7 protein-coding genes are annotated in these 19963 nt (G+C 69.0%); 1 reads left to right on the forward strand and 6 read right to left on the reverse strand.

The features are described 5' to 3' along the window. Positions 1–586: 586 nt before the first annotated feature. A complete protein-coding gene (locus BLS21_RS12160) occupies positions 587–1429 on the forward strand; it encodes a GP88 family protein (protein WP_175479547.1) in 843 nt (280 codons plus the stop codon). 17 nt (positions 1430–1446) lie between these two features. On the opposite strand, the gene BLS21_RS12165 is transcribed toward BLS21_RS12160, so the two are convergent. The 6 genes from BLS21_RS12165 to BLS21_RS12190 all read right to left on the reverse strand — a co-directional run bounded on the left by BLS21_RS12165 (position 1447) and on the right by BLS21_RS12190 (position 19832). Next, positions 1447–2133: a hypothetical protein gene (locus tag BLS21_RS12165; RefSeq protein WP_091218361.1), complete on the reverse strand. Its 687-nt coding sequence runs from the start codon at positions 2131–2133 to the stop codon at positions 1447–1449. 47 nt (positions 2134–2180) lie between these two features. Continuing rightward, positions 2181–4415 carry a 3'-5' exonuclease gene (locus BLS21_RS12170; protein WP_091218364.1) on the reverse strand — a complete coding sequence of 745 codons (2235 nt, stop codon included), beginning with the start codon at positions 4413–4415 and terminating at the stop codon, positions 2181–2183. 4 nt (positions 4416–4419) lie between these two features. Beyond that, entirely contained in the window at positions 4420–10785 is a 6366-nt protein-coding gene (locus BLS21_RS12175) for a DEAD/DEAH box helicase (RefSeq protein ID WP_091218366.1), read from the reverse strand. Between the two features lie 67 nt (positions 10786–10852). Next, positions 10853–15502 carry an Eco57I restriction-modification methylase domain-containing protein gene (locus tag BLS21_RS12180; protein ID WP_091218369.1) on the reverse strand — a complete coding sequence of 1550 codons (4650 nt, stop codon included), beginning with the start codon at positions 15500–15502 and terminating at the stop codon, positions 10853–10855. Next, positions 15502–18387 carry an SNF2-related protein gene (locus BLS21_RS12185; protein ID WP_091218373.1) on the reverse strand — a complete coding sequence of 962 codons (2886 nt, stop codon included), beginning with the start codon at positions 18385–18387 and terminating at the stop codon, positions 15502–15504. Before BLS21_RS12185 ends, BLS21_RS12180 begins: the two co-directional genes overlap by 1 nt. Positions 18388–18572: 185 nt before the next feature. Then, positions 18573–19832 (reverse strand): hypothetical protein, encoded by a 1260-nt coding sequence (locus BLS21_RS12190; RefSeq protein WP_139177089.1) that lies wholly within the window; start codon positions 19830–19832, stop codon positions 18573–18575. Between the last annotated feature and the right edge of the window lie 131 nt (positions 19833–19963).

Raw genomic sequence — 19963 nt, forward strand, 5'->3', positions numbered from 1 at the left:
GCGGCGTCCTGCCATCCGAGGTGAACGGTGACCAGCGCGCATAGAGGACGCTGTTGACGTCGGTGGTTGTCAGGCCCTCGAAGGCTCGCTGTCGCAGTCCCGCGAGTAGCTGCCGCTTATCCTGATCAGGCTTGGCTGTTAGGAGCTCTTGCAGAGCCCCTGCCAAGCGCTCACGCTGCATGGAATCGCACCCGCTCGGCCCGCTCCGTCTCGGCGAAGGCACACCTGGTCACGGAACCTCTCTCGGCAAGCGGCCCATCCGGCTTCACCGCGAATCATGATTTGACCCCATCGAGTCACCAGGGACGTGCGCAAAGTCCGGAAGCGCTGTCATGAGCCGGTCTGGCGCAAGCTGGTGTTGACCTGGACGAGCCCCCTCCAGACCGTTGACCTCGCTTGTCGAGGAGGCGGCCATGGATGGCACTCGGATCGACACGGGGACCGCGATCATCGGCCGACGTCGGCTGGCTGTAGGTCGCGTTGAGCTGGCGACAGCTTGCCGGGTTTTGACTTGCCGGGGCGACCGGCCGAGGCCTCGAGCCTGGAGACGAGATAGTCAACCGGCTGCATAGCGCGCGGTCAGGCCATGGCCTCGGCTGCTGTCGCGGGTCCGGGTTTGGGCACTGGGGTCGACTCCGACGCCCGTGGTGACTCCGCTGCGTCATCCGTCCGAGGGTCGGGCGTTCTTCGGCGCTCAGCGGACCGCAAGGTCACGAACCTGCCGTCACCGAACGGCAAGACGGCCAGGATTGCGAACAGTTTCGGTCTCCCGGCTGGCCGTCGGTACTCATGTCCTGGCGCCACGGCGACGTGTGAGCGTGTCTGTTATGCGGGCAAGCTCGAGAAGCTCTACAAGGGCGTGCTGGATGTCCTGACCGGCAACATGCTGGCACTCGCTGGACTCGATCGGTCGGGCATGGCCGAACTGCTGGTCAACATGATCGGCGGTTTCCGGGCGGACTGCGACCGAGCCGAGAGGCGCGGCGCCAGGGTGCCGCGCGACTTCCGCATTCACTGGGACGGCGACTTCTTCTCGCTGACCTACGCCGAGGCCTGGGCCGACGTGATCCGCGACAGTCCTGATGTCCGTTTCTGGGTCTACACCCGGAGCTTCGACCCCGCCGCCCTTGACGTCCTGCCCGTCTTCTCGGGCCTGCCGAACCTCTCCGTCCACCTGTCCGTCGATCCCGACAACCTGGAGGCGGTGAAGCAGGCTCGGCGGCGCCATCCCTGGGTGCGATGGGCCTACCTGGCCGAGACTTTCGCCGATGGGCGCGCGGACCTGGTGGCCTTGCCTGGCAAGCGGTACCCGTGCCCTGAGAACGGACGACGAATCCCGCTGATCTCCGAAAAGAGGTCCGCCTGCATCCGTTGTGGTGTCTGCCCCAGCGGCCCCGGTGACGTCGTTTTTTCCATCGTCAAGTGTTGAGGCGGCAAGGACTGCAATCAGGCTTCTTTGGGTCGCTGAGAGCCCAGCGCAAAGACGCAGTCAGGACACAGATAGCGACGCCAGTACGTCGAGTTCCGACCACTCTTGTCCCGTTCTCCTGCCGCCGTGTACAGCCACCACATGAGGCCCTTTTCGGCATTTGCGGCAGCCGACAGGTCCGGAGAGGTGTCCCATTCCCGTCGCATGACGTTGCTGGAGCCTGACGCCTTGCTAGTCCGGAAGATGGTCGAGCACAGGGTGCACGTCGCGCAATCGAGCTTGTCCAACAGCTTGGCTCGAAGCTCGGGGATCGGCTCCTGCAACGGGGCAGTGAGCCGCTCCGTCACCCGACCTGCCTCAGAGATGAGGAGGAGTCCGATACCCAGTCGGCTCCCGACGACCATCTGCTCGTCGGTGACGTTCTCACCTTGCTGGGCCAGGTAGCAGCGGTCCGCCATGACCGAGTAGCCGTGGGCCTGGCCTGCGGACTTGGCGAAGGGCGCTCCCCGTCTCTTCACCTCGATGGCGACGACCTCGGACCTGGATGCCAGGTCACCACCGCCGAAGTCGCGCAGGCCGACGACGTCGATGCGCCCGAGGCTCGGACCGGTGTCAACGGCGACTGCCCAGCAGCCGAGGGTCTTCTTCGCCCATGCCTCGACTGAGGGGTACAACGCGGCTTCGGGTCCGGTCGTGTGTGCCATGTGGTTCCTTCGTGATCTGGTCGGGGGAGTAGAGCGTTGGGGGGATGTCAGGCGAGCGGCGATGGCAGGAACGGCGAGGCAGAGCCGTGCCACGTGACCACCAGTTCGTCCCGAGCACGGGACGACGCGACGTAGAGCAGGAGCCGCTCACGCACCAAGGCGTCACCGCGGTCGTCATCCGGGTACTGGCCGATGACCCGGCCAGCCGGGACCTGGCTTTCGTCCACGCCGGCGAGTACGACCTTGCGGAACTCCAGCCCCTTGGCCCGGTGCATCGTCAGCAGCGAGGGAGCCGGGGCCGTCCGTGACCGTCGGCCCTCCACCGTCTGCACGGTGACCTGACGGTCGGCCAGGCCTCGCTGCACGAGGTCGCGCACGGCACCACTGCGCACGAGCACGGCGAGGCTCGCCGGCTCGACGTCAGGTTCCGCGAGCCAGCCCTTCAGGACGTCGGCGATCTGGTCGAGCTCCGCAGGCAGAGACGGCGTAGGCAGGAGCCGCGGCCGGGGGCCGCGGAGCGGGGAGCGGTAACCGCTGACGTCCTCGCCCTCGCCCTCGAGGTCGGTCACCTCCGCGCCCTCGAGAACTCCGACCGCGAACCGGAGGTTCTGAGCGGTCGTGCGGTAGTTCAGCGTCAAGCGTCGAGAGCGGCCCTGGATGTTGATCCCCAGGCGGCCGAGGACGACCTTCTCCCCGTAGATGCGCTGATGAGAGTCCTCGCAGATGAACAGCTCGTTCGGCCCCGCGGGGACGAGGGAGCGCAGCAGCCGCCAGTGCCCGGTGTGCAGGTCCTGGGCCTCATCGACGATGACGTGGTCGGCCAGGCCATCCGGCCGTGCCGCGGCCACGGCAGCCGACGCGAGGGCGGCCAGCTCGGCGAAGGTCGCCTTGCCCTCCATGGACAGCCGGCGCCGGTAGGCCTCGACGACCGCCCACACGCCCAGCCGCTCGGCTCGGCTCAGCCGCACGCCGCGACCGGTCCGCGGGACACGCGCGTACTCCTCCCGCGTCGTGACACCGTTCCCGAGGATCACCGAGCGGTACTCGGCGGTGAGGAATGTCGGCGTCCGCAGGTGCGGCGGCAGGCTCTCCCCGGCCGTCGCGACGGACTCCTCCCACAGCTGCCGGTCCTCGTTGTCCCGCAGCGCCAGCTCACCCTGCAGCGACAGGGATCCGAGGTGGGTCGACACCGCTCGCAGTGCTCGATCGCCTGCCTTCGCCAGCGCCTCGCGCGCCAGCTTGTCGATGCCGACGACGTGGACCCCCGAGGCTCCCAGCGCCGAGGCCAGGGCCAGCTCGGGATCCAGTTCATTCAGGCCGGCGCGGAGGCTGTCGGCCAGGGTCGTCGTATAGGTGGTCAGGACGATCCGGGCCTTCGGATTCTGCTGCGAGAGGAAGTGCGCCCGGTGCAGGGCGACGACCGTCTTCCCCGTGCCTGCCCCACCGCTCAGGCGGAATGCGCCGCGGTAGGTGTCCCGGTAGGCGTACGCCCGCTGGTCCGGGTGCAGGAAGACGCGCCAGGCGGCGAACGAGCCGGACAGCACCTGGGTGAGCTGGTCGTCGTCGACGATGGTCACGAACTCCATCTGCGACGCGGGGTGGCTGAGGGCCCGCTCGACCCGCTCGGCTTCGGTAACCGGATCGGCAGTCGCGCCGGGCTCGGCGCCGACCGCCTCGGCGGACTCCCGGAGCGCAGCGGCGATGTCCTCGGGCGCGGTCCCGGTCGCCAGTTGCAGTAGTGCGTCCGCCTGCCATGCGGGCGCATCCGCGGCTAGGGACAGCAGAGCGTCCTCGTCGCCGGCCGTGACCGCCGCCTCCGCGAGGGGCGCGGGCAGGCCCAGGACGTCGGTCAGCTCCGAGGTCTTGAAGCCGGAGAGCGGACCTGGGACGTCGTCCTCGACACGAGGCCGGATGACGGGTTGAGGCCCCGGGGCGGTGACGACGGCTTCCTCGTCGAAGAACTCCAGAACGCCGTTCACGGGGTTGACCCGAAGCGTCAGCCGTGCCGCCAGCCGGTTGGCCTCGTCATGCTTCTTGATCGCCGCGAGCACGAAGTTCGGCTCCGGCTGCTCAGCGACGAGGAAAAGCACCGCCCGGTAGTTGTCGTTGACCCGGCCGGTCCGCACACGGCTGTCCCGCGACCCGTTGATGGGTTCGATGTGCAGCCCCGGGACGGTGTGGTCCGCCATCAGCTTGTGCAGGAACTCCCACGCGCGCGGGCGCAGCGACCCGTCGACGTCGAGGTCCTTGGTGAACTGCTTGGACATGATCACGTTGGCCATCGGGTCACTCCTGTCCGGCGCTGGGAGCACCCAGCAGCTCTGTGATGGCGTCGACGTCGGTGGGTGCGACCGTCCACGAGCCGTCGACGGGCTCGTCCGACTCGTCGAGCCGGACGCAGACCTTCGCGTCCGGCCACGCGAGGTCCAACGGGGTTCCGTCGTCCGTCTCGAAGCCCTGCTCAGGCACGGGCACGCCTGCGGTGGCGAGTCGGCGGAGCAGAGCCCGCTCGGCATCGGTCAGCGCCCCGTCGATCAGGCCTTGCCAGGCCGGGTCGACGTCGCCGTCGGCCTGCATGGTGGGCAAGTCCATCGTCGGGGTGACCCAGCCGCTGATCACCTGCGACAACGCCGCGATGGTCATCGGCTGGTCGGCGAACCCGAAGACGTTGGACAGTCGGAGCCACTCCCGCCACGCATCCTGCCCAGCGGGCTTTTCCAGCCGGTCGTCCCGGTCGTCGACGACGAGAGCGGTGTGCAGACCGAGTGGTGCCGAGGCCAGTGCCGCAGTGAGCGCGAGACTTCCGCCCTGGCACCACGACCAGCCGGCCAGCGGCCCCATCAGGTCTCCGACAGTCGGCTCGCCGCACAGGACGTCGCCCGCCGCGGTCACGAGTTGCTTCGCGAAGAGCCGGAAGCGTCGAGCGCTCGGCAGCGCCCCAAAGGCGAGAGCCGCCCGGTCGGCCAGCTTCGACCAGGCATCGGCGTCGGGGGTCCGGATCCAGGCCAGCAGCTGGCTGACGGCGTCGTCCTTCAGCAGCGACTCGGGGGCCGACCCAGGCAGCAGCTTCGACCGGAGCATCGCCAGCGACGGGTCGGTCAGGGCGCCGAGCGGCGGCGCAGGCGTGCCCGCGGTGAGCGCCTCGAAGCGGTCCAGGTCCTTGGATGTGATCGCCCAGACCACCTTGCCCTGGTCCCGGAGGGCCGCCCGCTTCTCCGCGTCATCCCGCACCCGGTTGTGCTCGGCCGAGGCGTGGAACAGCGCGCCGTCGGTGAAGATGCAGACCTCGGGCACGGTCGGGTCCTGCGTGCTGAGCACGAAGTCCGGCTTGACGTTGCCGAGCGGCACCTGCGGACGCATCGTCCAGCGGCGGTGCGAGCCGGACACCGCGAACTCGACGAGCGTCCCGTCCGGCTGCGGCTTCTGCCGCACCGACGCGCCCTGGGCGGCCAGCGCACCGCAGAGCGCGTCCCGGAAGCGCTGCTCGAGGTGGCTCTCCGGCGACGGCGGCGGTACGTCGGCGATGGACGCCGCCTGCACTGGCTGCCAGGCGTGCGGGGCGGCCTCCCCGAGCGGCGCAACCAGCCCGAGGATCTCCGCGAGCAGCTGAGCGGCCCGGGCCCGGGAGGTCTTGTCCACCTGCCCGGGGTGGACGAAGGGCAGCAGGCACCGGTGGCAGGCCAGCTTGCCCTCGGCGGCGCAGGGGCAGTTCTCGACGATGTCCAGAGCTGCCTGGAGCAGCTCCCTGACCCGGTCCGGGCGGGCGAAGTCGGCCAGGTATCCGGTGCCACCGGGGACGGTGTCGTGCAGGAGCAGCGCGACGCGGTCGACGCCGCCGACCGGTGCGTGGACGTCGACCACGTCCAGGTGGTCCGGATCGCCGCCGATCACCTCGCGCAGACCGAGCAGCAGCGCCGCGCGGAAGGAGACCGCGGCGAAGTGATCGGTCGTGTACTGCGGCGGCACGAGCATCCGCACGGCCTGGGTCCGGAGCGTCCGGCCGAGCGCGATCTCCCGCCACTCGATGTCGAGGTCACGACGGTGGGGGCACCAGCCCCGGTGCCGTGCGTCCTGCTCGTCGCGACGCTGGGCGGCGGGCGTGACGCCGCAGCCGGGGCAAACCCGGAACAGCGGTGTCTTCACGTCGAAGCCGGCGATGCTGCGGTCGCGCCCCGACTCCCGGGTCCGGCCCAGGTTGAGCCAGCGGATCTCGGTCGCCCGGATGTACTCGGCGCCGAACGGGAAGTCGGCGAGGTGCCAGGCCTCGGTGATGTCCGCTGGGTCGATGTCCGCCGCGGTGACCGTCGCGAACTGCTCGCGCTCACGGTCGTCGAGGGCGTCGGTGATGGCGGCCTCGTCGCGGGAGACCTGGGCCGAGACCCGCTCCAGGGGAAGCACCTGCAGCCGCTGCCCGGTGTCCTGGATCGCCGCGTCCCCGCATCGCGGGCAAGCGGTCACTGTCACCGTCCCGCTGGCGCCCCAGCCGCACCGGGCACAGAGCACCCAGTCCTGGACGTGGTCGGTCCCGGTGCTGGCGAGGTCGACGGCGTCGATGCGGGCCGCTATGCCCTGCGCGTAGAAGGTCGAGCCGGGCGCGAACTCGGTGAGCGCGATCCGGCTGCCGCGCTGGTAGCTGCGCGGCTCGTCGTGGTACTCCTCGGTCTCCTGGTCGAACCACCGGACGGCGACGTCCAGCGTCACAGTGTCGTCGAGGAGGGTGTAGTTCGGGAGGACGCCCCGCTCCTCCAGCGCCTGCACCCAGTGCTGCGAGACCAGCTCCTGACGGCGCTTGCGCAGGGCCGACAGCTCGGCCTTGGTGCTCCGCCACAGCTGCTTGTCCTCCTCGGTCGCCGCCGGCTGGTTCGCCCGCTCGGTCAGCTCGACCAGCGCATCCTGGGCTCGGGTGATCCGCTCACCGAGCTCGGTCCGCTCCTTGCGCCACCCGTCGACGGCCCGGTACCACAGGGCCTCCAGGCCGCTGACCCCGTCCGAGCCGATGCCCACGCCGGCCCAGCGACGCAGGTCCTCGGCGGTGTCGGGACGCACACCGTCACCGAACTGTGCCAGGAACTCGACGACGTACTCGGCCGCGTGAGCCCGGGCGTCGGTGAGCAGCCGGCCGGTCCAGGAGTCGGCCTCCCAGGTCTCAAGCACGGCCGGCGTCGTCAGCCGCGCCGAAGGTGCGGCGGGGTCGGCTGCCTGGCGATCGACGAGGTGCGCGACGTATTGACGGTGCAGGATCTCGACCGCGTCCAGGTAGGTCGCCGGCGGGCGGACGTCGCCGTCGATCACTGACAGCGGCTCGGCCCAGCGGGGGAGGTTGGTGCCCCGCGCGGGGACGTAGGCGAGGACCAGGGCGTTGCCGGTCCGGCGGCCGGCACGGCCGATGCGCTGCTGGTACCCGGCGACCGACTTCGGCAGGGACGACAGCATGACCGTCGACAGGTCGCCGATGTCGATGCCCAGCTCGAGGGTGGGCGTGGCCACGAGGACGTTCGGGTCGCCGGGCAGCTCGTCCCGGCGGAACGCCTGCTCCCGCTCCAGCCGCGTGTCGTCAGGCAGGAGACTGGTGTGCTCGGCGGCGACCACGCGCCTGGCCTGCGGGCTGGCGTAGAGAGTCCGGTAGTAGTCATCACCCCGTCGGTCCCGGCTAAGACGTCCGGTGCAGCCGGCGCGCACGCAGGGCGCGCCGTCCAGCTCATCGACGACCTGTGTGGTCCCTGGGACGGCGGTGTGGCAGACCGGGCACCGGAGCAGGTGCTCACCCGACCGGAGGGCCTCTTCGGACGGCACGGTCACGGCGACGTTCTGCGGCGGCAGTGCCCAGATGCGGGTACCGCCGTCGCTGGTGACCGCGGTCAGGGTGCCGGTGTCGACGAGGACGTCGAGCAGATGGCGGGTGACCACCGCACCGTCGTTGGGGCTGATGTCGAGACAGGCGGAGGCCCAGCGTGCGTACCAGGAACGGGCGCCGCTGATCGATGCCAGCAGCTCGGAGCCTTTCGCCGTGGTGGGGAAGGCAGGGGCGCCGCGGCCGGACGGGAAGGCCGGCATGCCGCCGGCCCGGTCCCGGCCACCCCAGATCCGCCACCGGTTGCCGTCGGCAGCCAGGTACGCGTCGAGCCACGGATGGTGGATGCCGCCCTGACTGCGGATGCGGTCGAGCACGCCGCGGACCCACCACACCAGGGCGGTGCCGCGGCCGGCCGCCCAGGAGCCGTCGAGGCCGGGGGAGAGCGCTTGTCGCTGGACGGCGGCGTCGAGCGCGCCGGCACCAAGACGCTGGACGTCACCCGTGTCGCCGGCGAGCACCTCGGCGACCGCGCTGCCTGTCAGCTCCAGGGTTCGGCCCAGGCGCGAGTTGAGCCCGAACTCCAGGGCGATGTCGAAGGCGAGCCGCTTGGCGACCCGGCGCCGGGCCCGCTCGACCTGGGCGTCCGAGGCGTCGGGGTCCACAAACGCCCGGAAGTCCTTGTTGCCGACGAGGACCGGCGGGACGAGGACGTGCCGTCGGTGTGGGTCGTCGCCGGCGGCGGTGAGGACGGCGTCGGTGAGTTCAGACAGGGGCGACCGCTGCTCAGTGAGGGCGGTGCGGAGGGCGCCGCGGAAGGTCAGCGTGTGGGATCGGGCCTGCACAAAGCCCGCTCGGTGGGCGGCGTCCTGGACGCTGTCGGTGAACAGCAGCGTCTTCTTCTCCGCGCGCTCGAGGTGCTCGCTGGCGAACACGCTGGACAGCGACACCGACGCCAGGGTGGCGATCCCGCTGCCGAGGAAGCGGATGCCGTTCTCCCGCTCGCATGCGGGGCAGACGTCTCGCTGATCGGGAGTGCGGCGATCGGCGCGGTCGTCGTCACTGTTGACCAGCACCGGGACGATCGGGTTCTCCTCCAGGGAGGCGACGTCGAGGTCCGGCGGGCCGGTCAGGAGCTCCCGGTTCTTGGTGTCGAACCACATCAGCCCCGTGGCAGCCTTGCCGCTCTCGAGATCAGCCGCCTCGCCGGGCGCGAACAGCAGTGACCGGACGCGCCGGTTCTGGCGGACGGCCTCGGCACGGATGCTGGACGCGTCGGTCTCGACGGAGTGGCCGGTGGGAGCGATGAGCACACGCCAGCCCGATCGTCCGCAGAAGCGGCAGTAGATCGCCGGTAGGTAGAGCTGGCCGCCGGTGTCGACGCCGTCGTCGGTCCACCGGAAGCGCGGCGTGTTGTCGGCGAGGCGCTCGACCCGGCTGACCTCCCGGACCCACAGCTGGACGTCGGTGGAGAGGAACCGAGGACCGGCGCCGGCCTCGGTCATCCCGACCCGGGCCAGGCTCAGCAGACCCAGGAGGGCGTCGAGGAGCAGGACGCCGTCCTCGTTGGCGGGGCTGCGGTCGGTGGGGAAGAGACGGCGCGCGAGATCGGCGACGTCGCTGGGGGTGGTGGCGAGCCGCAGCAGCTGCTTGGTGAGGTCGTGGTGGGTGAGCAGCCAGCCGAGCTCACCTTGGCCGTTGAGGCCGCGGACGAGGTGCTGCGCGTCCTCGTCGTTGAGGTCGTTGAGGTGCTCGCCGCGCTTGGGCTGTTCCACGAAGAGCTCGCGGATGAGCGCCCTGATGATCTCGTCCGGGGTGGTGGCCTGGCGGAGTTCTGCAGCGACCCTTGGCAGGTCGAGGTAGCCGCGCGGGCGGGTGACACCAGGGCGGGCGTCCGAGGCCTCGCGTTCTGCCAGCCACTCCTCGGCCGTCACACGGTCCTCGGTGACGATGGCATCCGGCTCGATCGCGCGGCCGAAGACAGTGGCGGCGAAGGCCAGCATGGCGGTCGGGTCACCGCTGCCAAGTGTGGCCGACGTGGCCACTGGGACGATGTCACCGAGCGGCCGGCCCGGCTCGTCGACGGCAAGGATGAGCCCCAGACGCCGGAGCAGCATCGCGACGTCGGTCCCCTGGGCGCCGTCGTAGGTGTGGAACTCGTCGAGGACCAGGTAGCGCAGGCTCTCGCGGGACAGCTGCCACAGCGGTGCGTCCGCCGGCCGCAGGAGCAACTGGTCGAGCATCTTGTAGTTGGTGAGCAGGATGTCCGGCGGATCGGACTGCATGATCGCGCGGTCGGTGATCAGCCCGTCCTGGATCACCCGGGTGCTCGGCGTGTTCTTGTCACCGGTGTAGAGGCCCGCGGTCACGTCGGACAGGCGGGGGTCGCCGGTGATGAGCTTGGCCAGTCGACCGGCCTGGTCGTTGGCCAGCGCGTTCATCGGGTAGAGGACCAGCGCCTTGATGCCGCGCTGCCCGGCCCGGCGTGCCCGCAGGACGTGGTCGAGGATCGGGACGAGGAACGACTCAGTCTTCCCGGAGCCCGTTCCGGTCGTGACGATGGTCGGCCGCGGATCGCGGTGCTTGGACGTCAGCCGCGAGAAGGCGACCGCTTGGTGCCGGTAGGGCGCGAACCTATCCGGATGCCAGTCCAGCGGTGCGGCCCAGTCCTCGTCGGCCGGTCGGAACGGCAGCCGCAGCCGGACATACGGCCCGCGGAAGATGCCCTCCTGCGGGTCGGTGAGGAAGTCCTGCAGCGCGATGCGGACCTCTTCATCGGCGAGCGCGAAGGTCGTCCCGAGGTAGTCGGTCAGCGCGCGCCGAAGGTCCGCCGCCTGCAGCGATGGGAGAAGTGATGTCATCGCCCGACGACCCGCCGAGTCGCGCGCCGAAGGACCATTGCCTCATTGCCTGCAAGCGCCAAGCCAGTCACCTCCTGCCGTGTTCGGGGTTGCCTGAAGCGATAGCGCTGAAATGCGCGTGGGCGGCGCGCAAATCGGCTTCTCGGTCGACACCAGTGAACGGCAGCTCGTAGACCTTGCCATCGAGTGTGCGAGCCGACTCGGGCAGGGAGAACTTGCTAGTCCGGTATGCCTTGACGATCTCGCGAGGTACCAGTCGACCGTTCTTGTCGTAAAGCGCTTCCCGCTCGTAGCTCTGCAGCACCGGGAACTGGGTGCGGTAGATCGTGGCCAGCTCGTCGGCCGTGATGCCAAGCATCACGGCAACGATGGCGTCAATCTCTATGAGCGTCTGTCGGCGGTCGGCATCCCCGCGAAGTGGAGTTTGTGTGGACCACTCGTGTTGCACAGAGCCGAGCGGCAGCCGTGATGTGGCTGTTGGACTCGCGAGAAGAGCCCAGCGATCGCTGCGCCACGTCGGCGAGTAGAGCGACTCCCAAAGGGGTGCGTATTCCCTAGTGAGGCAATTTAGGCGCAGCGTGCGCAATAGGAGCCACTGTTCTAGGGCATGGCCGCGCACATGTGGCAAGCGCGTAAAAGTGCCGATCTTTATGTTTGCCACGCCGGTGACTTTGATCATAAAGTCGCACACAATGGACGCGCAAAAACCGGCTGCTACCGCGAGGTCGACAGGGGGCAGCATAAGCGACACCAGGCTGTGTGAATGGGTTGGGCCTGGCGGGATTAGGGCGGCGTGCAGAGTTCGGACCGTGGCGGTATCCGCCATCGCCCGCCAGGCTAACCTGTAGAACTGATTGCTTGGCTGGCCATTCCATGCGGGGAGCTTGGCGAGAAAATTGCGTGGGGGTACTGCGCGCTGGTAATTCGTCGCAGGAATGAATGCTGAATCGACGCTATTCAGGTCGATGGGTTGGTCTGATCGGCGGCCACTTGCATTGACGGTTGGCTGCTTGGACAAAGGATTGGCGACCGTAAGATGTGGGCCCTGAAGTATGACATCTCGCCATTCACCGGGTGTGCTCGTCGCAGCGACGAAGAAGCCCTTCTTGTGATCTCCAGACTCATGCCATCCGGACTGCCAGTGGTAGTCCAGTGCTCCGATCCGCGGAGCTGCGGCCAGCTTGTCGAGCGCCGAGGCGCTTGATTCGTTAACCGGGTATAGCATGCGCGCCTCAACGGCTGGTGTCCCTGAGTCGTCCAGGAGAGCGGCCCAGCCTGCGAGGGTGGTCTCGTCAACTGCGATGATGCGCCGAGAATGAGGACGAATGTCCCAGTCGCCATTTGCGTTCTTGATGCCCGGTGCCGGACCGACTCCATCGTGACGTAGAGATCGGTCAATGGACTCCGGGTGAAAGAGGCTCGCCGCCTGCTTCCATTTTGGTGAACGCTGAGCTCCGTAGATGTGCACGCCGTACTCCTTGGCGTGGTGGATCTCAAAAAGCTTGAGCTCGTTGCGAAACTGCCAATGGCGTCGTAGGCGTGAGTATGTCGCCCGCCTCAGGCTTCCTGCGCGAGCCTCCGTGAAGTGTGATTCGGGGTGAATTAGTCCAATAGTCCCAGCGCTCTTCATTGATCGCCATGTCCGATCCATAAAGCATCGGTACAGGTCTGGCTGCAAGCCCGCAAGCACCGGGCGATCGACGGGACTTCCGAGGTGCTCACTCGTTCCTGCAATAATAGTTCGTTCGTCTAAATACCCTGCAAGTGTGTCGGAATCCTGTAGGGTGCAGTGACGGCGAGCGCTCTTTATTGCCTCTGCGGGCTTGTCGACTAGCTGCCACCACGGGTCATGCTCCGCTAACATGGCATCTTCGTCCCACACAGGACGAACCCACGGCGGATTGCCGATCTGGAGATCAAAGCCACCTGCCTTGAAGACGGGTGCGAAATCCAACTCCCAGTGGAAGAAGCCCTGTTGGGAAGCGATCTCATCTGTGACCTGAAGCCACGGGTAACGCTCGATTGTCCGGTCGCTTGACCGGGCGCCGGCGAATCCCAGCTCCATCTCTTCGGCTTGGGCGAGTTCCTCCCAGCTCGTCTGGTCACTGATCTCGATCTGGCCGACCGTGAAGCGCTTGCCGGTCGGCGCTTTGCCTTCGAGCCCGAGGATTGACTCCAGCGCGCCGAACCAGTCCTGCCAGCTCGGCGGCTGGATGCGCTGACCGTCAGGAGTGCGTCGATCGGTCAGCGGCCAGAACCACAGTGCGCACCAGGCGTCCATCACGCGGCGAAGTCGGCGGTAGGCCCCGTCCGGGTCGTTGAGCACTGCCTCGATTTGCTCCCGGGACACCGCGCCGGTGGCCTCGGGGAGGTCCTTGGCGCCCCAGACATCGACGTGCCGCCGGATCTCCGACTCCGCGATCGTGAGACGGCGGAGGGTCAGTTGCCAGAGCTTCTCCACACGCCGGGCGAGTGAGACCAGCCGTGCCTGGTCTGGCTTCGACGGTGGCGTCCGCACGTCCTTCTGCCACTCGCGCAGTCGCTCACGGGCCTCGGGGGCGTACTGCTTGGCCTCGGCCGTGTCCGTACCGGCGCCCCAACCCTGGGCAGGGAGCAAGAAGTGGTGGATCCGGCCCGAGACGTCGACCGAGCCGTCGGCGAGCGTGCTCAGCGGCACGTCCTCGGGCACGGTGGTCAGCCATGCCTTCTTGGGCAGGTCGCGGTTCGGCGAGTAGAAGGCCCGACGCGCACCGATGAGTGAGTTGCCCCGGCGCAGGTGCAGGCCGAACCAGGGCGCCTGCAGCGACGGGTCCATGGTGTCGAGCCACAGCGAGACCTCCGCGAGCTCGACGGCGGGCTCGTTGAGGTCGACGCCGTAGACCTGGTGCAGGGCCAGGTAGGCCTTCACCTTCTGCAGCTCAGCTGGGTACCGGTCGGCCGGGATCTGCTCACCGACCTCCTCCTGGCGCCGCTTGAGGTAGCGGTCGGCCAACTGGCGGACCGCCTCAATGGCGAATGCGCCAGATCCGAGGGCAGGCTCGCAGATGGTCAGCCGCAGCATGTCCGCCGCCGGCGTCTTGTGGCCGTCGAGGTCGAGCAGCTCCTCGAGGCTGTGGTGGACCACCGATCGGGTCAGCACCTCGGGGGTGTAGTACGACGCCGACTGCTGCCGCTCTCGGCCCGCGAGCCGGTAGACGAAGGTGCCTCGACGGTGCAGCACCGGCTTTGGTTCGCCGGTGATCGGGTCCGGCATCCGCACCAAGTGCGGCGTGTACTCCTCGCCGTCCTGGTGAACAGGCAGTACCCAGGTGCCCTTCTCCGGGGTGCCGTTCGGCGCGACCTCGTAGAGGTCCTCCTCGGCGAAGAACCCGGTGTAGCTCATCAGGCCCTCGTACACCGCCCCGAGCTGGTTGATCCCGAGCTCCGCGTAGGAGATGAAGCCGCGGTCCCCGCCCTTCTTGGCCTTGCTCAGCAGCAGGTGGGAGAGCACCTGCTGCACGGCGTCGTTGCCGAGCTTGACCTCGTCGATGAGCGCGGTGGCCTGCTCGCCGAAGAGGTCGGCACGTAGCGACCGGAACGCGAGCCCACGGCCGCTGGCATCACCGGCGGTCTCATGACCCCTGTCGATCAGCCGGAAGAGGAGCGCGAGGGACTCGTAGAGGTGGGTGCCGCGCTTGGCGCGGTCGGTGGTGAGCTGGGTGAGGGTGAGGTCGCGCAACCGGTCGATCCCGTAGCCGGCGCGGTACTGCGGATCGGTCACCGGCAGAACACCGAGCTCGGTCGACGTCTCGGCGTAGAGGACGAACAGGATCCGGTAGAGGAAGCGCAGCGACTGGCGGGTGAGGTCCCGGGCCAACCCCGGTTCGCCCTCGACCGGGAGGCCGGCGGCGCGTCGCCGTCGGACGACCTCGTTCGCGATTAGCTCGACAGACAGCCGGATGCCCTCGCGGAGGTCCTTGGAGACGCCAACGGTGTGCTGCACCGACTCGCCGAGGATATCGGCCCACAAGGTCGAGCCGTCGGGGCGGGGGAGGACCGTGTCCCGGCCGAGCAGGACGACTGCGTGCTCCATCTCGCCGGCGCGCTTGAGGTCGCGACGCTCGGCGACCAGGCCCAGGTTGACGGCGAGCCAGCGACCCTCCGGCCAGCGGGTGCGCTCGGCCAGGAGGGCCCAGCGGCCGGCCAGGACCAGGATGAACGGCGGCGCGTCGTCGGAGTGGAACAGCTCGGAGACGACCTTGCTGGTGGCAGCGGCAGGCGCACCGTCGAGAGTCGCCGCCTCGAGGAGCCGGCCGCATCCCGTGGCGTCGAGGACGTCCTCGACGCTCTGTGCCGGCCGCGCCTCGAGGATCACCAGGCTGACACCGGCCGAGCCGCGGAGCGCGACCGCGCCCGGCACGGTCACCTCGGCCGCGCCACGGGTCGTCGTACACTCCTCCGGCTTCCCGGCGTACCCGAGGGCCTCCCGGACAACGGCGTGGAGCTCGCGGGCCGCGTCCGTGTCGTCGGCGGTCAGGGTGCTGATGGCTCGCGCGATGGTGGTCGCGGCCTTCTGCAGCCGGGAGCGGCTCGACGCGCGGCCCGCCTCTTCCTCCTCGTCCCAGGCGGTGCGCAGGGCGGTGACCTGGCCGAGGAAGGAACCGCTCTTGGCGTCGGTCGTCAGGTAGTGCTCGGAGATCCACTCCTCGCTGACGACGATCGAGTCGAACGACGGCATCAGGCCACCTCCACCGGTGCCGTTGCAGGGACCACGAGCAGCAGGGGACGGACCAGCTGCTGGCTCGCGGCGAGGGACTCGGCGATCTCGCGCTCGGCGACGATTCGCTTCTCGTGCTGGGTGAACTTGTTGCGGGCGGCGCCGCTCAGGCCGAGGTCGAGAGCCAGTTGCTGCCAGCCGTGTGAGCGGTCGCGGAAGGCCGCCAGGCGCTGCTCCAGCTCGGCGCGCTGTTGCTGCTCGGTGAGGCTGAGCGTGGCGGTGGCTCGGTCGACCGCGGGTGCGATGAGTGCCTGCAGCTCTGCGGTGATCGGAATGCCGCCGGGGTTGGCGCCGCCGGCTCGCAGGCCGGTGGCGTCGAGGAAGCCGAGATCCGGTTGCACCTCGGCGAGGCCCATCGTCGGGTCCGCTGTAGGGAAGGCGACGGTGACGAACTGGCGGGAGACCACCTGGCCGCGGCGGTTCATCAGCGTGGCCAGTAGGACGACGGTGGGCGCGTCGACGTCGCCGTAGGCGGCGAACACCTCGTTGCGGCCCAGGTCGGACAGCACCTTGTCGGCCACCCAGTCGAGGACCGGGTGCAGCGGCGACAAGTAGTGCGCCGCCGGCCAGATGGTCGTGCTCCCCTTGTCTCGTGCCGCCCGGAGGTGAGCGGTGCCGACCTCGGGCGTGGTGGCGAGGACCAGCCGCTGCTTGACCTTGTGGTCCCGCAGGTAGCCCTGGGGAAGGGCGTCCAGCCGGGCCCGGAGGTCGGCCGGGGGTGCGAGCTCGACGAGCCCCTGCTGCAGATAGGTCCGCCATCCGACTCCGGGCTGGAAGCGGGCGTCCGGGTCGTTCGCCGGGTCGTCGTAGATCTCGGCGAGCGCGGTGCTCAGGAAGTCGAGGTCGGTGGGGAACAGCGCATGGCCGTCGTCCACCGGCGGTGAGTCGGGGACGTACTGGTCCGCCGTCCCGAACAGACGGTCCAGCGCGGCCAGCGGGTCGTCGGACTCGAGGACCTCCTGGGGGGACGGGATGACGTCGTCCAAGTCAGCGGTGCCCTTGGCCAGCATGTCCCGGATCTCGTCCTCTTCGAGCTTGGCCGAGTGCTTGCTCATCAGCGCGCCGGCGTCGCCGAGGGTGGTGTGGGCCTCGTGCTCCTTGGCCAGCAGGCGGTGCAGCACCCGGACGTCGCCCATGAAGCGGTCGTGGCTCGGCATGAGCGCGAGGGCCGCGATCCGCGGCGGGTGCTGCTGGCCGTAGCGGTCGATACGGCCGTTGCGCTGCTCGATCCGGATGAGGCTCCACGGCAGGTCGACGTGCACGAGGTCGTGGCACTGGGCGTGCAGGTTGACGCCCTCGCTGGCGACGTCGCCGGTGATGAGGGCCCGCACGGAGGAGTGGGCGAGCTTGAAGTCCTCGACGATGCGCTGCTGCACGACATCGGGGAGCCCGCCGTGGAGGACGGCGAACTGCTCGGACTTCATGCCGAGCGCGCTGGGCAGGGTGTCGTTGAGCCAGTCGAGGGTGGCGACCCGCTCGGCGAAGAGGACGACGCGGGTGGCCGACGTCTTGCTGATCCCGATGCTCTTGAGGTGCTCGACGAGCTTCGTCAGCTTGGCGGAGTTGCCGTAGACCTTGTCGGCGAGGGCGTCGAGCCGGTCGAGGGCCTCGGCCTCGCGGGCGCCGGCGTCCGTGTCGATGTCCAGTCGCTTGCGACGGTTGCGGACAGACTCCTGCAGGGCGGCCGGCGAGGAGAGGAACGCCTTGGCCAGGGTCCAGGGGAACAGGGCGCTGCGCTCACCGGAGTAGCCGGAGTAGGGGGAGCGGCCGTTCTCCGGGTAGAGCCAGGTGTCGGCGATCTCGGCCGCGAGGGCGTCCTCCTCCGGGGAGGCTTGCACGGCGATGACCTCGGGCTGCAGCCGCTCGGCCCAGTCGGCGCCGACCTGTGCCGCCACGGCGGGGGAGTGCCGGTGGCGGCGGAGGAGAAGGCGACGGACGTCCTCGTCGTTGAAGTCGCCGTCCGGGGTGACCGCAGTCGGGTCGAGCAGCCGGAGGAGTTCGGCGAACGACTCCTTCTTACCGTTGTGCGGGGTGGCCGAGGCCAGGATCAGCGCCTCGGTGTTGGGGGCGAGGACAGAGGCCAGCTCGTTGTTGAGCGTGGCTGTGTTGGTGATGTTGTGCGACTCGTCGATGACGACGGCGTCCCACCGCTGCTTCTCCAGGTAGGCCCGGTACTGGGCGCCCTTGAGCGTGTCGATCGAGACGATGACCCGGTTGAAGTAGGTGAACGGGTTGCGGGAGGCCGGCAGGGTCTGGCGGATCCGCTGGATGCCCTCGCTGTCGAGGCGGACGAGGGGGAGGGCGAAGCGGGTCCACAGCTCGTGCTGCATCTGATCGAGCACGTGCCGCGGCGTGACGACGAGGATGCGCTCGGCGCGACCGCGACGGGCGAGCTCGGACAGGATCATGCCGATCTCGAGCGTCTTGCCTAGGCCGACGGCGTCTGCGATGAGCAGCCGGGGACGGAGGTTGGTCTCCGCGAGGGCATGGGCGACGGCCTGGCGCTGGTAGATCAGCGGGTCGGAGAGCATGCGGTGGGAGACCGCGAGCCGCGGGTCGCCGTGCGGCACCGGCGTCTTGCGGAGGGTGGCCTCCAGCCACAGCCGGGCGCGGCGGTACCGCGGCGAGGTGTCGGCGACGAGCTTGGCGTTGCGGGGGTCGAGTTCCTCGATGTCATCGAGGTCGCTGAAAAAGACGGCGCTCTGACCGCGGACCAGCTCGGTCAGGCCACGGACCTCGAGACGCCAGACGCCGTTCGTGTTCTCTGCTGCCGTGACGAGCCACTCCTCATCGCGTACGACCACCAGCGAGCCGGGCGCGACGGACAGTGCTTCCCCCGTTGCCATGGGCTAATCATGACCGGTGCCGTTCCGCTCGTCCCCCACCGCCCGGGGTGGCCGTCACAGCAGCAGCAGTGGCAACGGAGACCACGATCGCCGTTCCGCCGCGAACGGGCAGAGCTGAAGACGAGTCAGTCTTCAGCGCCTGCCGGCGAGCGGACGGCTCCGCGCCCACTCGCCGGCCCGACGGGTCAGGACCGGGGGCCCTTGGCCCAGGACGGGTCAAGGAGGGTCATCGTCCCGTCCTGCGCGTAGACGATGTCGACGGCCAGCGGCTTCTCCGAGGCGGGTGCGAGTGCCCGACGGATGTCGTTCGTCACGACGTGGAGCAGGTACTGGTGGAAGAGGGCGTGCTCGGTTCGCCCGTTGCTCCACCAGCCGGACAGGATCCCGTCAGGCATCTTCAGTTGGACGGTGTCGAGTCGGTCCGCCAGTCCCTGGAGCTGCGACTCGACCTCGAGGACGTCGGCCAGGCTGCGTCGCAACAGCGCCATGATCTTGTCCACAGACTGCCCCTGGCTGTCACGGCGAGTTGACTGTTCCGCCACCAGCAGGATCCGTGCGCGCTCCAGTTGAAGCGCCGAGAAGACCAGTTCGAGCTCCGGCTGCACCTGTCGAGGCTCAAGGCCGAGCTTCCGGAGTTCCCGCCCGAGGGCGTCCGGCGTCGGTTCCGCCTCGATGACCTTGCCTATGGCCACCAGACGGCTCGCCTTCCTCACCGTCTTCTCGAACGCCTTGCGCGCATGGAAGGCTGCTGCGTCCACGCCATTCGGGGAACCGAGGGGCTGCCCGCCCACCACGACGGCCGCGGCCTCCTTGAGGAGTTGCCACGAGGCCTTGAGCTCGGCGATGGTCTCGTCCTCCTGCTCCCTCTTGATGAGCCTGAGCGCTTCCTCGATCCGGTCGAACCGAGCCAGTTCGTCCTTACGCGCCTGGTACTCCAGGATGGCGGTCACCGCGGCGAGCGCGACGCTGATCCCGACCGAGGACAGGACAGCGCCACGGTTGAGCCCCACCGGAACGAAGCCGGCGTGACCACGGACGTTTCCGCCACCATCGACGATGGGGGATCGGAGGCCCACGCCTGCAGCTGCCTGCATCGGTCGCAGGGCGCCACTCGCCACGCCTGCCGCCAGATCGCTCGGCACGACCATGCGGTAGAGGGTCCCCGTCGCTGAGGACTTCTTTGCGGAGGCGACGATGCCGGATATGGCGCGGCCGATCTCGGAGGCAGGACTGATGTTCATAGCGTGAAAGGCCGACGTGTCGCCGTGCCACTCGGCCGCCTCGACCGTCATCGAGGGCACGCCCGCAAGTTCGCTGAGCAGGCGGGAAACCACAACTCGGCTGTCTCCGTCGGAGTCAACGCCTGTCAGTAGGTCGTCTAACCCGCGCAGATTGGAACTGGGCAGCGGGACGACGACCTTGTCGGATTCTTTGTGGGGCGCCACGGTGGCTCACCTTCTCTAGCGAGGGGCTCGGCGCAGCGACGGATCACTGCTGGGAGTTTCAGCATGACTGTCCGTGGTGGGGGATCCAGTCAAGCTGAGGGTCATGTCCCGCGAAGTGGTGGGCTCGACCG

This window comes from Geodermatophilus siccatus, from assembly GCF_900103785.1.
Lineage (GTDB): Bacteria > Actinomycetota > Actinomycetes > Mycobacteriales > Geodermatophilaceae > Geodermatophilus > Geodermatophilus siccatus.

Bases quoted from the DNA above. Each gene is read 5' to 3' on its own strand.
- BLS21_RS12160 (WP_175479547.1), top strand. From the start codon at position 587: ATGGCCTCGGCTGCTGTCGCGGGTCCGGGTTTGGGCACTGGGGTCGAC.
- BLS21_RS12165 (WP_091218361.1), bottom strand. From the start codon at position 2,133: ATGGCACACACGACCGGACCCGAAGCCGCGTTGTACCCCTCAGTCGAG.
- BLS21_RS12170 (WP_091218364.1), bottom strand. From the start codon at position 4,415: ATGGCCAACGTGATCATGTCCAAGCAGTTCACCAAGGACCTCGACGTC.
- BLS21_RS12175 (WP_091218366.1), bottom strand. From the start codon at position 10,785: ATGACATCACTTCTCCCATCGCTGCAGGCGGCGGACCTTCGGCGCGCG.
- BLS21_RS12180 (WP_091218369.1), bottom strand. From the start codon at position 15,502: ATGCCGTCGTTCGACTCGATCGTCGTCAGCGAGGAGTGGATCTCCGAG.
- BLS21_RS12185 (WP_091218373.1), bottom strand. From the start codon at position 18,387: ATGGCAACGGGGGAAGCACTGTCCGTCGCGCCCGGCTCGCTGGTGGTC.